General features: G+C 66.0%; 16 protein-coding genes and 4 pseudogenes. 15 read left to right on the top strand and 5 right to left on the bottom strand.

Annotated elements, in window-relative coordinates; translation table 11 throughout:
- Positions 1–8: 8 nt before the first annotated feature.
- Positions 9–173: a hypothetical protein gene (locus GT370_RS13115; RefSeq protein ID WP_270183189.1), complete on the bottom strand. Its 165-nt coding sequence runs from the start codon at positions 171–173 to the stop codon at positions 9–11.
- Positions 170–541: a DUF721 domain-containing protein gene (locus GT370_RS13110; RefSeq protein ID WP_270183188.1), complete on the bottom strand. Its 372-nt coding sequence runs from the start codon at positions 539–541 to the stop codon at positions 170–172. Before GT370_RS13110 ends, GT370_RS13115 begins: the two co-directional genes overlap by 4 nt.
- Before the next feature lie 56 nt (positions 542–597).
- On the opposite strand from GT370_RS13110, the pseudogene GT370_RS13105 reads away from it, so the two are divergent.
- Together GT370_RS13105 and GT370_RS13100 are read left to right on the top strand one after the other, a co-directional pair.
- Positions 598–1499: pseudogene (locus tag GT370_RS13105) on the top strand (A/G-specific adenine glycosylase).
- A gap of 36 nt (positions 1500–1535) precedes the next feature.
- Positions 1536–2501: a dipeptidase gene (locus GT370_RS13100; protein WP_333490078.1), complete on the top strand. Its 966-nt coding sequence runs from the start codon at positions 1536–1538 to the stop codon at positions 2499–2501.
- A gap of 452 nt (positions 2502–2953) precedes the next feature.
- Here the strand turns inward: GT370_RS13100 and GT370_RS13095 are convergent, their stop codons facing one another.
- Positions 2954–3325 (bottom strand): hypothetical protein, encoded by a 372-nt coding sequence (locus GT370_RS13095; protein ID WP_270183187.1) that lies wholly within the window; start codon positions 3323–3325, stop codon positions 2954–2956.
- A 56-nt stretch (positions 3326–3381) separates the two neighbouring features.
- Here GT370_RS13095 and GT370_RS13090 point away from each other — a divergent pair, with 56 nt between their 5' ends.
- A complete protein-coding gene (locus tag GT370_RS13090; RefSeq protein ID WP_270183186.1) occupies positions 3382–3852 on the top strand; it encodes a hypothetical protein in 471 nt (156 codons plus the stop codon).
- 48 nt (positions 3853–3900) lie between these two features.
- Here GT370_RS13090 and GT370_RS13085 read toward each other — a convergent pair whose 3' ends face one another.
- Positions 3901–4398, bottom strand: coding sequence for a cysteine hydrolase family protein (locus GT370_RS13085; protein ID WP_270184393.1), 498 nt, complete (start codon positions 4396–4398; stop codon positions 3901–3903).
- Positions 4399–4754: 356 nt separating this feature from the next.
- Positions 4755–5653, bottom strand: a pseudogene (locus GT370_RS13080) (ROK family protein).
- A gap of 64 nt (positions 5654–5717) precedes the next feature.
- Here GT370_RS13080 and GT370_RS13075 point away from each other — a divergent pair.
- The 12 genes and pseudogenes from GT370_RS13075 to GT370_RS13035 form a co-directional block, all read left to right on the top strand.
- Positions 5718–5954 carry a sulfurtransferase TusA family protein gene (locus GT370_RS13075; RefSeq protein WP_039885287.1) on the top strand — a complete coding sequence of 79 codons (237 nt, stop codon included), beginning with the start codon at positions 5718–5720 and terminating at the stop codon, positions 5952–5954.
- Entirely contained in the window at positions 5951–6115 is a 165-nt protein-coding gene (locus GT370_RS21525) for a hypothetical protein (protein WP_442865429.1), read from the top strand. Before GT370_RS13075 ends, GT370_RS21525 begins: the two co-directional genes overlap by 4 nt.
- Complete coding sequence (locus GT370_RS21520; RefSeq protein ID WP_442865428.1) at positions 6094–6267, top strand: hypothetical protein; 174 nt, start codon at positions 6094–6096, stop codon at positions 6265–6267. The genes GT370_RS21525 and GT370_RS21520 overlap by 22 nt, the downstream gene beginning before the upstream one ends.
- Positions 6255–6872, top strand: a complete 618-nt coding sequence (locus GT370_RS13070) for a histone deacetylase family protein (RefSeq protein ID WP_442865427.1) — start codon at positions 6255–6257, stop codon at positions 6870–6872. The genes GT370_RS21520 and GT370_RS13070 overlap by 13 nt, the downstream gene beginning before the upstream one ends.
- Before the next feature lie 30 nt (positions 6873–6902).
- Positions 6903–7139 carry an exodeoxyribonuclease VII small subunit gene (locus tag GT370_RS13065; protein ID WP_008494182.1) on the top strand — a complete coding sequence of 79 codons (237 nt, stop codon included), beginning with the start codon at positions 6903–6905 and terminating at the stop codon, positions 7137–7139.
- A gap of 4 nt (positions 7140–7143) precedes the next feature.
- Complete coding sequence (locus GT370_RS13060; RefSeq protein ID WP_008494183.1) at positions 7144–8055, top strand: polyprenyl synthetase family protein; 912 nt, start codon at positions 7144–7146, stop codon at positions 8053–8055.
- Between the two features lie 136 nt (positions 8056–8191).
- A complete protein-coding gene (locus GT370_RS13055) occupies positions 8192–8443 on the top strand; it encodes a 2Fe-2S iron-sulfur cluster-binding protein (RefSeq protein WP_270183185.1) in 252 nt (83 codons plus the stop codon).
- Complete coding sequence (locus GT370_RS13050; RefSeq protein ID WP_270183184.1) at positions 8440–9306, top strand: FAD binding domain-containing protein; 867 nt, start codon at positions 8440–8442, stop codon at positions 9304–9306. Before GT370_RS13055 ends, GT370_RS13050 begins: the two co-directional genes overlap by 4 nt.
- Before the next feature lie 115 nt (positions 9307–9421).
- Positions 9422–9655, top strand: coding sequence for a hypothetical protein (locus GT370_RS13045; protein ID WP_270183183.1), 234 nt, complete (start codon positions 9422–9424; stop codon positions 9653–9655).
- Entirely contained in the window at positions 9648–10088 is a 441-nt protein-coding gene (locus GT370_RS20960; protein WP_333489951.1) for a hypothetical protein, read from the top strand. The genes GT370_RS13045 and GT370_RS20960 overlap by 8 nt, the downstream gene beginning before the upstream one ends.
- A pseudogene (gene xdhB, locus GT370_RS20955) lies at positions 9974–11961 on the top strand (xanthine dehydrogenase molybdopterin binding subunit). Before GT370_RS20960 ends, xdhB begins: the two are co-directional and overlap by 115 nt.
- Positions 11954–12139 (top strand): annotated as a pseudogene (locus tag GT370_RS13035) (XdhC family protein); the annotation flags it as partial. The pseudogenes xdhB and GT370_RS13035, both read left to right, overlap by 8 nt.
- Positions 12140–12266 lie beyond the last annotated feature (127 nt).

Below are 12266 nucleotides of genomic sequence, written 5' to 3'. Positions count from 1 at the left end.
CGTGAGAGTTATCCACGGGATTTTAAGCCCTGGTAGAGCCGGGCCAGCGCCTCGCCCAGCGGGCCGGGCGGCAGATCCTCCGGTGGTGCGGCGGGATGGCGCGGTTTCGGGCGGGCCGGCGGGGTGGCGGGCGGGCGCGGCGCCTGCTGCTCGAAGCGCAGCCGCTCGATCATGCTCTGCCCAAAGCCAGGTTCAGCCGGCCGATGATCTGCGGGGCGGCGAGTTGCAGCTCCATCGCGGTCGGCCCGGTGCAGCCCAGAGTCAGCGTGCCGCCGGCGAATTTCAGCGGGGCGGCGCGCGCCGCCAGCTCGGGTCCGGCCAGCTGCGCCCAGTCCGCCATCAGCTGCGCGGCCGCGGGGGCGCGCTTGCGAAAGGCCGGACGGGTGACCGGCGCCAGCACCGCCGCGATGCCGCGCGGGCCGAAATTGCGCGGCGCAGATTCCTGCGGCACAATCGGCGCCCGTGGCGCACGCTTCTTCTTCCCCTCCTCCGGCACGCAAACTCCTCTCATGGTATCACCGCCATCGCCGTCATCTGCCATGGCGCTCAGCCCCTGGCGAGCATGCCGACCCTTACCATGTCTGGCTCTCCGAAATCATGTTGCAGCAGACGGTTGTGGCAACCGTGCGGCCTTATTACGCCAGATTTCTAGAAACCTACCCCACCGTGCAAGCGCTCGCCGCCGCCAGCGTGGAGGAGGTGTGCGCCCTCTGGGCCGGGCTTGGCTATTACGCACGCGCCAGAAACCTGCATAAATGCGCGGTCGCGGTGGCGGCGCTGGGCGAATTCCCTGATTGTATCGAAGGGTTACGCGCCCTCCCCGGCATCGGTCCCTACACCGCTAACGCCATCGGCGCGATCGCCTTCAACCTGCCGGTGCTGCCCGTGGACGGCAATATCGAACGCGTCGCCGCCCGCCTCTTCGCCATTACCGCGCCGCTGCCGGGCTCCAAGAAAACCATCGCCACCGCCGCCGAGGCGCTGATGCGCGACAAAGCCGCCCGCCAGGCCCCCGGCGATTTCGCCCAGGCTCTGTTCGATCTGGGGCCACCATCTGCACCCCCAAATCCCCCGCCTGCGCCATCTGCCCCTGGATGGCGCATTGCGCGGCCCATGCCCAGGGCATCGCCGCCACCCTCCCGGCCAAGGCGAAAAAGCCCGAGCGCCCGCACCGTGAGGGCATCGCCTATATGCTGCTGGACGCGCAGGACAATGTGCTGCTGCTGCGCCGCCCGCCCAGCGGGCTGCTCGGCGGCATGCTGGCTCTGCCGGATACCCCGCCGGTGAAAACCCGTTGGCGCGATGCCGGCGCCATCGAGCATATCTTCACCCATTTCGCTCTGACTTTGTCCGTGAAGGTGGCCCGCGTGCCCGCTTTGCCGGCGGGCGCGCTGCATGCCCCGGTCGGCACCGCCCCGGTGCCCTCGGTCATGCGCAAGGCGCTTGACGCCGGTTGCCTGGCGCTCAACCATGCGGGGAATGGAAAACGATCCGCATAACGGCCTGCTGGCCATCGATACCCATGTCGACATCCCCTGGCCGGAAGGCCCCAGCCCGTTCGAGGACGGGCCGCGCTGCGTCGATCTGCCGAAGATGCGGCAGGGCCGGGTGGGGGCGTATGCTTCGCCGCCTATATCCCGCAAGGGCGGCGCGACGATGCCGGGCACCAGGCCGCCACCAGCCGGGCGCGGGCGATGCTGGACGCCATCGCCGCCATGGCCCCGGCGGATGGCTCTGGCGGCATCTGGGCGACCAGTGCGGGGGCCATCGAGGCCGCCTTCGCGGCCGGCAAGCCCGGCATCGTCCCGGTCATCGAAAATGGCTACGCCATCGGCAAGAGCCTGGCTTTGCTGGACGAGTTCGCCGCCCGTGGCATCCGCTACATGACCCTCACCCATAACGGCCATAACGAGATCGCGGACGCCGCCATCGCCTTGCCGACCTTGGGCGACCCCGAGGCGCTCTATGGCGGGCTCTCGGATTTCGGCCAGGCGGTGATCGCGCGAATGAATGAGCTGGGCGTGCTGATCGACATCTCCCACGCCTCCAAGGCGACGATGATGCAGGCGGCCCAGCGCTCGCGCACCCCGGTGGTGGCGACCCATAGCTGCATGAAAACCCTGTGCGACCATAAGCGCAATCTGGACGACGAACAGCTCGACGCGCTGGCCGCCACTGGCGGGCTGGCGCAGATCACCATCGTCTCCAATTTCCTGCGCCCGAAAGCCCGCGCGGCGGATTTGACGGTGGAGGATATCGTCGACCATGTCGATTACGCGGTGAAACGCATGGGCGTGGACCATGTCGGCATCGGCACCGATTTCGACGGCGGCGGCGGCGTGCGCGGCTTTATGAACGCCAGCCAAACCCCGAACCTGACAGCGGCGTTGGCGAAGCGCGGGTATGGGCGGAGCGAAATCGAGAAAATCTGGGGCGGGAATTTTTTGCGGCTGATGCGAAAGGCTGAGGCTGTGGCGGGGGAGAAGGCGGCGGCGGAGTAGGGGTAATGAATAGGGGCGGCGGTTGCCGATGGCTAGATCGGGCCGGGAGCGGCTCGTCTGCGTCAGATTGACAGCCGCAAATAGCGGAGATCTGGCTTAAGAGCCGACCGCCTAGCGGAAAATGTTTGAAATCAAAAGATGATTTGAGCCAAGGAAATGAATTTTGGGTTTCGGTCATATCTTTTGCAAGATTTAACCTATTGAAATCATGTGACTCTATTTAGTTTCCAGAAGTCTTGATTTTTGAGAAATGAACTGCCCATTACAAACACACGAACAGTCGTTATAGTAAATAATGCAATTCACTTTAGAAATGTTCTGGACGAACCCCAGCGGGGAAATTGAGCCGTTACTCAAACCGTTAACTCTTGATTTTAAGACCGTTGAAGAGGCGCGGCAGGTTTTTAGCGCGGTGACTAATCACCCCAAAATTCCCGCACACTCGCTTACCCTTATTTCAGAGGATCGCTCAGTTTCTGAGAGATGGTTCCAGCTCGACGGCGTGTGGAGACGAAAAGACCTGTAATCATGGCCGATCCGTATATCTTTGACCAACTGCTGGGAATTGCAAATGCAGCCCTTTCCTCGCCACTTTTTATTGCCATTGTCAGTACCGCTATTGCCGCTTTCGCTGGCACCTGGGGTGCCCAACTTCTCGCCGAAAGGACAGCGCGGCGGAAAGAAATTTTGGCCGAAATAAGGGGGTAAATGCGGCGCTGAGTTTTGCCTTCAATATCGCCAACACCTACATCGCGACCAAAAAGCAGCTCACCAAAGAACTCGTTGCAGGCTACAAACAGCAACGCGCGGATCGCGAAGCCCACGACATGCGCGTAAATGCACTGGTAATCCCGCAAACACTACTTTTACCTATCAACTCGTGCTCCAAACAATTCTGCCACCCTATTCTCCCATTGCGGAACTGCAAAAAATTCTTTTGGATCGGATTAACCCGAGCGGCAGGGCACTGCTTCTGTTAACTCCTCTTATGCAGTCCATCGAGGGCTTTGCTGATGCTGCGGCACAACGCAACGCCTGGATCGACGAAGTCAAAAAGATGCCTGAAAACAATGACGCTATGAAAGCATGCCTTTATTTTGGCACTCCTTTCGCACCTGGCCGTGTTGATGATCGATACCCCAATTTGATGGACGCCATAGAACGTTACAATGATAGCTGCATCGGATTTAGCGTCCAGCTCGTCAATGTGCTTAGAGAGCATGGAGAAAAAATGGCCGCCGAATACGGGAAAGATGCTCCAAAAATCAGTAAGCCAGATTTTAAAATGGCCGGTGATTTGATCCCTGACCTGAAAGAATATGCTCGCTGGGTGGAGGAGCCTAAAGCTTAGGCCTACGGCGCAAAAATCTTTCCCGTGGGAACGGCGGCTTTCGGGCCATTAACCAGGGCTCGGGAACGACAAGGATGGGCGCAAAGTAGCCGCTTCTGAGCGGCAATTTTCCTCGTCCCCACCCCTACACCCCGCCAACAACGCCCCCGACCTCGCCACCGCCCCAAACACCCCGCCCTGCATCGTCACCATTTTTAGCGCCGCCGCATGGTTGCCCGCATCCGTCGCGGCGCAGCAATCCTCCAGAATCACGCACTCAAATCCACGATCATTCGCCTCGCGCATGGTCGTATGCACGCACACATCCGTGGTAATCCCGGTCAGTACCAGATTGCGGATGCGTTTCTGGTTCAAAATCAACTCCAGATCCGTCGCGCAGAACGAACCCTTGCCCGGCTTATCGATGATGATTTCCCCCGGCAGCGGCGCCAGCTCGGGAATAATCTCCCAGCCTGGCTCGCCGCGCACCAGAATCCGCCCGCACGGCCCGGCATCGCCAATCCCCGCCCCGATCTGGCGTGAGCGCCAGCGTTTATTCGCCGGCAGATCCGCCAGGTCCGGCCGATGCCCCTCGCGCGTATGGATGATCGTATAACCCCCGCCCGCATCGCCCGCAGCACCGCCTGAATGGGCGCGATCGGCGCGCGGGTCAGCGCGATGTCATAGCCCATCTTGTCCACATACCCGCCCGGCCCGCAGAAATCCGTCTGCATGTCGATGATCACCAGCGCCGTGGTCTGCGGCCCCAGGCTGCCATCATAGGGCCAGGGATAGGGGCGGGCGGCGATGCTGCGGGTCGGCTGGGTCATGGCGGTCCTTGCGCTGGAAATGCAGCGCCGCCGCAAAGGCCGCGCATGAGGCGGGTGAAGCAATCCGCGTGCCAGCGCTGCACCGCGTGGCGTTCAGCCCTGCCCCGCCGGCCACAACCAGGCCGCCCCGCGCACCCCCGAACTATCCCATGCTTCGCCTTCACGATGTGCGGCGCCACCTGGTCCGAGAACACATAAGGCCGCATCAACCCGGGCAGCTGCTCATAGAGATGCGCCATATTGGAAACCCCGCCGCCGAGCACGATGCAGTCCGGGTCGAGCAGATTGGTGATCACCGCCAGCGCCCGGGCCATCCGGTCCGCGTGCCGGGCCAGCGCCGCCTGCGCCTTGTCGTCCCGGCGGCGGCGCGCTCGGGCAGCGAGCCGGCATCGTGATAGCCCGGCCCGTCGCATTCGCGCGCCAGCGAGGGGCCGGCCAGATACAGCTCCAGGCAGCCGCTCTGCCCGCACCAGCAACGCGCCAGCGGCAGCTCATCCTCCCGTGGCCAGGGCAGGGGGGTATGGCCGAACTCCCCGGCCAGGCGGTGCCGCCCTTCCAGTATCCGCCCATTCACCACAATCCCGCCCCGGTGCCGGTGCCGATGATGATGCCGAACACCACCCCCGCCCCGCCGCCGCGCCATCCACCGCCTCGGAGAGGGCAAAGCAATTGGCATCATTCGCCACCCGCACCTCGCGCCCGAGCAAGGCGGCCAGATCGCGGTCGAAGGCATGGCCGTTCAGCGCGTTGGAATTGGCGTTCTTCACCAGCCCGGTGGCGGGCGAGATGCAGCCGGGTATCCCCACCCCAACCGTGCAAACCTGCCCGCTCTCCTGCTCCGCCTCGGCCACCAGATCGGCGATGTTGCGCAACGCCGCCGCATAGCCGGGCGGGGTCGGGCGGCGGCGGCGCAGTATTTCGCGGCCATCCTGCGCCAGCAGAATGATTTCCGTCTTGGTGCCGCCGAGATCGATGCCGATGCGATGGGTCATAAGCCGGGTTCTGGGCCGAAACCTCATCTTGCTCAAGCCCGCGTGAAGGCGCATGATTCGCGCCATGGGAGAAACTCTAATCGACGCGCAATACCAGAAATCGCCCATCCCCGTGCTGCGCGCCGCCCGCGCCCTGCGCGCCATGGCGCCCGGCGAGAAATTGCGCATCCTGGCGACGGACCCAGGGGCGGTGGCGGATTTCCGGGAATTCTGCAAAACCAGCGGCCATGCCTTGATCGCCGCCAGCGAGGTCAAGGGTGTGTATAGCTTTTCGCTGAAACGCGGCGGCCAGCCCGGATGAGCGTGGCGCTGTTCACGCATCCGGCGGCGTTGGGGCATGATACCGGCCCGGACCATCCCGAATGCGCGGAACGGCTGCGCTACGTGCTGCGCGCCCTGGACGCGCCGGATTTCGCGCACCTGCTGCGCGAGCTGGCCCCTTGGCCACGCCGGCGCAGCTGAAGGCCGCGCATGACGCGGATTACATCGACGCCGTGCTGGGCTGGTCCGGCGAGCCCGTCCGGCATATCGACGGCGATACGGTGTTCGGCCCGGGCACGCGCGAGGCCGCCTTGCGCGCCGCCGGGGGGGGGCGGCGGCGGTGGATGCGGTGATGGAAGGCTGGGCCCAGGCCGCCTTCGTCGCCATGCGCCCGCCCGGCCACCATGCCGAGGCCGACCGGCCGATGGGCTTCTGCGTCTTCAATAACGCCGCGGTGGCCGCCCGCCAGGCGCAGCGCCAATGGGGCCTCACGCGCATCGCCATCGTCGATTTCGATGTGCATCACGGCAACGGCACCCAGCATATTTTCAGCGCGGACCCGCAGGTCTTCTACGCCTCCTCCCACCAATCACCCTGCTTTCCCGGCACCGGGGCGCAGAGCGAGACCGGGATGGGCAATATCCTCAACATCCCGCTGCCGCCCGGCGCCACCGGCGAGGTCTTCCGCGCCGCCTGGAGCACGGCCCTGCTCCCCCGCCTGGCGGATTTCGCCCCGCAGATCTTGATCCTCTCCGCCGGTTTCGATGCCCATGCCGCCGACCCGCTGGCGCAGCTGCGGTTGAAAGAGCCGGATTTCGCCTGGGCGACGCGCGAATTGCTGGCCATCGCCGATGCGCATTGCCCCGGCCGCGTCGTCTCGCTGCTGGAAGGTGGCTATGATCCCACCGCGTTGGCGCAAAGCTGTGCTACGCATGTGCGCGCGCTGATGCGGTTGTGATTCCCGCGCGGCGCGGCTACGGGAGCATTCATGACTGATCAATCCGATATTGCCGCCCTCTCCTTCGAGGACGCCCTGGCCGCCCTGGAAGCCATCGTGCGCGGGCTGGAATCCGGCCAGCAGAAGCTGGAAGATGCGATCACCGCCTACGAGCGCGGGGCGGCGCTGAAGAAACATTGCGAGGAAAAACTGGCCCAGGCGGAAGCCCGGGTGCAGGCCATCGTGGCGCGGGCGGATGGCTCGCTCGCCCTCAAGGACGGAGAGTAAGACCATGGCGCTTGATGTGGTACCCAAGCCGGACGCGCTGGGCGAGGCGCTGGCCGAGGTGGCAAGGCTGGTGGAGGCGCAGCTCGACGCGCTGCTGCCCGTGCCCGAGACCGCCGAGGCGAAGCTGATGGAGGCCATGCGCTATGCCGTGCTGAATGGCGGCAAGCGCATGCGCGCCTTTCTGGTGATGGAGGTGGCCAGGCTGTTCTCGGTCAACCGCACCTGCGCCGCGCGCGTCGCCGCCTCGGTGGAGATGCTGCACGCTTATTCGCTGGTGCATGACGATCTGCCGGCGATGGATGACGATGATCTGCGCCGCGGCCAGCCCAGCTGCCACAAGAAATTCGACGAGGCCACCGCGATCCTGGCCGGCGACGCGCTGCAGACCCGCGCCTTCGAGGTGCTGGCCGAGGAAGACACGCATGGCGATGCCGAGGCGCGCATCGAGCTGGTGCTGGCGCTGGCCTCGGCTTCGGGCATGCGCGGCATGGTCGGCGGGCAGATGATCGACATGCAATCCGAGGGCAAGGAACTCTCGGGCGCCGAGATCACCCGGCTGCAGGCGCTGAAGACCGGCCGGCTGATCCAGTACGCCGCCGAGGCCGGGGCGATTCTGGGCCGTGCGCCCACCGCCCAACGCCAGGCGATCGTCGCCTATGGCCGCGATCTGGGGGCGGCCTTCCAGATCTATGACGATGTGCTGGACGAGACCGCCACCGCCGAGGAAATGGGCAAGACCGCCGGCAAGGATGCCGCCTCCGGCAAGGCGACCATGGTCGCGGTGCTGGGGCTGGAGCGCGCCCGCGCCCAGGCCGAGCGCCTGGCCGAGCAGGCGGCGGCGCATCTGGAGAGCTTTGGCGAGCGCGCCGCGCTGCTGCAGGCGCTGGCCCGCTTCACCGTCTCGCGCAAGAGCTGAGGCGCACGCGCTGAGCGCGCTTTCAGCCGGTTGCCCAAAACCGCGCCGTGGGTGGAATCTGAAACAGGCAGGGCCGGGTTCGGTCCTGCCTTTTTAAATGGCCGGGCGGGCAACTTACCGTTGACAGGCCGGGTGGGTGGGGTGGACACTCCGCGGGTTGGGACGGGTGTGGAGTAGAGCCAATGAGCGTGCGGTTCCTGCTGGATGGCGAGGTGATCACGCTGGACGCGCCCGACCCACCGGCACGGTGCTGGAGCTGTTGCGCGGCCCGCTGCGCCGCACCGGCACCAAGGAAGGCTGCGCCGAGGGCGATTGCGGCGCCTGCACCGTGCTGCTGGGCACGCTGGCGGGCGAGGGGGCAGCGCGCGCATCGCCTGGCGGGCGGTGAATAGCTGCATCATGTTCCTGCCGATGCTGCATGGCAAGGCGCTGCTGACCATCGAGAGCCTGGGCGGCGCGCATCCGGTGCAGCGCGAAATGCTGGAGCGGCACGGCTCGCAATGCGGCTTCTGCACGCCGGGCATCGTGATGTCGCTCTATGCGCGCAGCATCGGCGCGCTGGGGGCGGAGCAGAGCGTCGCGGATTGCCTCGCGGGCAATCTCTGCCGCTGCACCGGCTATGGGCCGATTCTGGCGGCGGGTGCGGCGGTGGCGTCGGCCCCGCGTGACGATGCGGCCATTATCGCAGCGCTGCGAAAACTGCGCGACGCTCCCGGCGCGATCAACTATCAGGGCCGCCGCGCCTTCCTGCCGCAAACCGTCGAGGAGCTGGCGGCACTCTATCTGGCGCACCCCCAGGCGCGGCTGGTGGCAGGGGCGACGGATGTCGGGCTCTGGGTGACCAAGCAGCAGCGCGTGCTGGACGAGCTGATCTTCATCGCCGATATCGAAGCGCTGCGATTTATGGAGGAGACGCAGGACGGGCTGCGCCTCGGCGCGGCTTTGCGCTATGCCGAGGCGCAAGCCGCGCTGGCGCGGCTGCATCCGGCTTTGGGCGAGCTGGTGCGGCGGATCGGCGGGGCGCAGGTGCGCAATGCCGGGACCATCGGCGGCAATATCGCCAATGGCTCGCCGATCGGCGACATGCCGCCTTCCCTGATCGCGCTGGGGGCAACGCTGACGCTGCGCCGGGGGGCGGAACGCCGGACCATGGCGTTGGAGGATTTCTTCCTGGCCTATGGCAAGCAGGACCGCCAGCCGGGCGAGTTTGTGGAAAGCCTGTTCATCCCCGGCCCGAGCCGGGCGCGCTGATCCTGATTGCGAAATTATCGAAGCGCTTCGATAGCGACATCTCCGCCGTCTGCGGGGCGATCCATCTGCGGGTGGAGGGGGCACCATCACCCAGGCGCGGCTGGCCTTTGGCGGCATGGCCGGCACGCCGAAACGGGCGGCGCATGTCGAGGCGGCGCTGACCGGCGCGCCCTTTACCGAAGCCGCGCTGGAGGCGGCGGCATCGTTGATCGGGCAGGATTTTGCGCCGCTTTCGGATGTGCGGGGCACGGCTGCCTATCGCCTCACCGTGGCGGCCAATCTGCTGCGCCGGCTCTGGGCGCAATCCCAGGGCGAGGCGGTGAGCGTGCTGGAGCTGGCCGATGGCTGACCGCGAGATCCAGACCCTGGGCGCCGTCGCACGGCCCTTGCCGCATGACAGCGCCGCCGCGCAGATTTCCGGCACCGCGCTTTATGCCGATGATGTGCCCGAGGCCGCCAACATTCTGCATGGCGCCTTCGGCCTTTCCAGCGTGGCGCATGCGCGGCTGACCGGGCTGGATCTCTCTGCCGTGCAGTCCGCCCCCGGCGTGGTGGCGGTGTTTTCCGCCATCAACATCCCCGGCAAGAACGATGTCAGCCCTTCGCCGGGGATGACCGGCTCTTCGCGGAAGATGAGGTGGTCTATCACGGCCAGGCGCTGTTCTTGGTGGTCGCCAGCTCCCATCAGGCGGCGCGGCGGGCGGCGAAACTGGGCAAGGCCGCGTATGAGCCGTTGCCGCCCTTGCTCACCATTGCCGAAGCGGTGGCGGCGGACAGCCTGATCGAGCCCGCCCAGAGCATGGGGCGCGGCGACGTGGCGGCGGCTTTGGCGGCGTCGCCCCACCGGCTCTCCGGCCGGCTGGCGATGGGCGGGCAGGATCATTTCTATCTCGAAGGCCAGATCGCGGTGGCGACCCCGCAGGAGCAGGGGGGCATGCATGTGCTCTCCTCCACCCAGCATCCGAGCGAGGTGCAGCATATCATCGCCCGCGTGCTCGGGCTGGCGGATGCGCAGGTGACGGTGGAGGTGCGCCGCATGGGCGGCGGCTTCGGCGGCAAGGAGACCCAGGCCTCCCTGTTCGCCGCCGGGGCGGCGCTGGCGGCGGCGGCGACCGGGCGGCAGGTGAAAATCCGCGCCGACCGCGATGACGACATGGTGCTCACCGGCAAGCGGCATGAATTCGAGACCAGCTACGAGGTCGGGTTCGACGATGAGGGGCGGATCGAAGCGGTGTCGATGGAGCTGGCCTCGCGTTGTGGCTGCTCGGCGGATCTCTCGCAGGCGATCAATGACCGGGCGATGTTCCATGCGGATAATTGTTATTTCTACCCGGCGGTGAAGATCCTCTCGCACCGGACGAAAACCCATACCGTCTCTGCCACCGCCTTTCGCGGCTTTGGCGGGCCGCAAGGGATGATCGTGGCGGAGCGGATGCTGGACCATATCGCCCATGTGCTGGGCAAGGACCCGCTTTCGGTGCGGCTGGCCAATCTCTACGGGCCGGGGCGGGATCTCACACCCTATGCGATGCAGGTGAGCGATAATGTCGCCCCGCAGATCATCGCGGATCTGGTGGCCAGCAGCGATTATACGGCAAGGCGCGCGGCGGTGGCGGAGTGGAATGCGCGCCATCGCATCATCAAGAAAGGCATCGCGCTGACGCCGGTGAAATTCGGCATCTCCTTCACCACCACCCATCTCAACCAGGGCGGGGCGCTGGTGAATATCTATACGGACGGCTCCATCCTGCTGAACCATGGCGGCACCGAGATGGGGCAGGGGCTGATGATCAAGGTGGCGCAGGTGGTGGCCGATGTGTTCGCGGTGCCAGTGGCGCAGGTGCGCATCTCCTCCACCCGCACCGACAAAGTGCCCAACACCTCGGCCACCGCCGCCTCCTCGGGTCCGACCTCAACGGCATGGCAGCCTTCAATGCGGCGGCGACGATCCGCGCCCGGCTGGTTGAATTCGCCGCCAAACATTTCGGGGTGGCGGAAGCGGCGGTGCGCTTCACGCCGGACGGGGTGGTCGCCGGGGCGGAGCGGGTGAGTTTCGCCAGGCTGTGCCAGCTGGCCTATCTGGCGCGGGTTTCGCTCTCCGCCACCGGGTTTTATGCCACCCCCGCCATCCATTATGACCGCGCCAGCCATACCGGCCGGCCCTTCTATTATTTCGCTTACGGCGCCGCGGTGGCGGAGGTGGCGCTGGATACGCTGACCGGCGAGCATAAGGTGCTGGCGGTGGATATTCTGCATGATGTCGGCAAATCGCTGAACCCGGCGATCGATCTCGGCCAGATCGAGGGCGGGTTTATTCAGGGCATGGGCTGGCTGACCACCGAGGAGCTGGTGTTCGACGATCAAGGCCGGCTGCTCACCCATGCGCCCTCGACCTATAAAATCCCGACCGCCTCGGACCGTCCGGCGCGGATGAAGATCGAGCTGTGGGCACCAGGCGAGAATGCCGAGCCGACCATCCATCGCTCCAAGGCGGTGGGCGAGCCGCCTTTCATGCTGGCCAATGCGGTGTTCTGCGCCCTGACCCAGGCGGTGGCGGCGAGCGTGCCGGGCGGCGGGTTTCCGGCTTTGGATGCGCCGGCGACGCCGGAGCGGATTTTGGCGGCGATTGCGGCATTGAGGGTGGGTCATGGCTGAGTGGATCGAAGCGCTACGATCCTGGCTGCCGCGTGGTCCCGTGGCGCTGGTCAGCGTGCTGGCCACCGAAGGTTCGGCGCCGCGCGGGGCGGGGACGAAGATGCTGGTGTCTGCCGAGGCGATTTTCGGCACCATTGGCGGCGGCAAGCTGGAATTCACCGCCATCGCCCAGGCAAGGGCGGCGTTGGGGCGGGCACCCGGGAGCTGGGCGGTGCAGGATTATCCTTTGGGGCCGCTGCTCGGCCAATGTTGCGGCGGGCGGGTGCGGCTGCTGGTCGAGCATCTGGACCCGGAATCTTGCGGAT

This window comes from Acidocella sp. MX-AZ03 (assembly GCF_027626035.1).
GTDB classification, from domain to species: Bacteria; Pseudomonadota; Alphaproteobacteria; order Acetobacterales; family Acetobacteraceae; genus Acidocella; species Acidocella facilis.
Note: the sequence above shows the minus strand (reverse complement) of the source record. Positions and strands in the feature narration are given on the sequence as shown.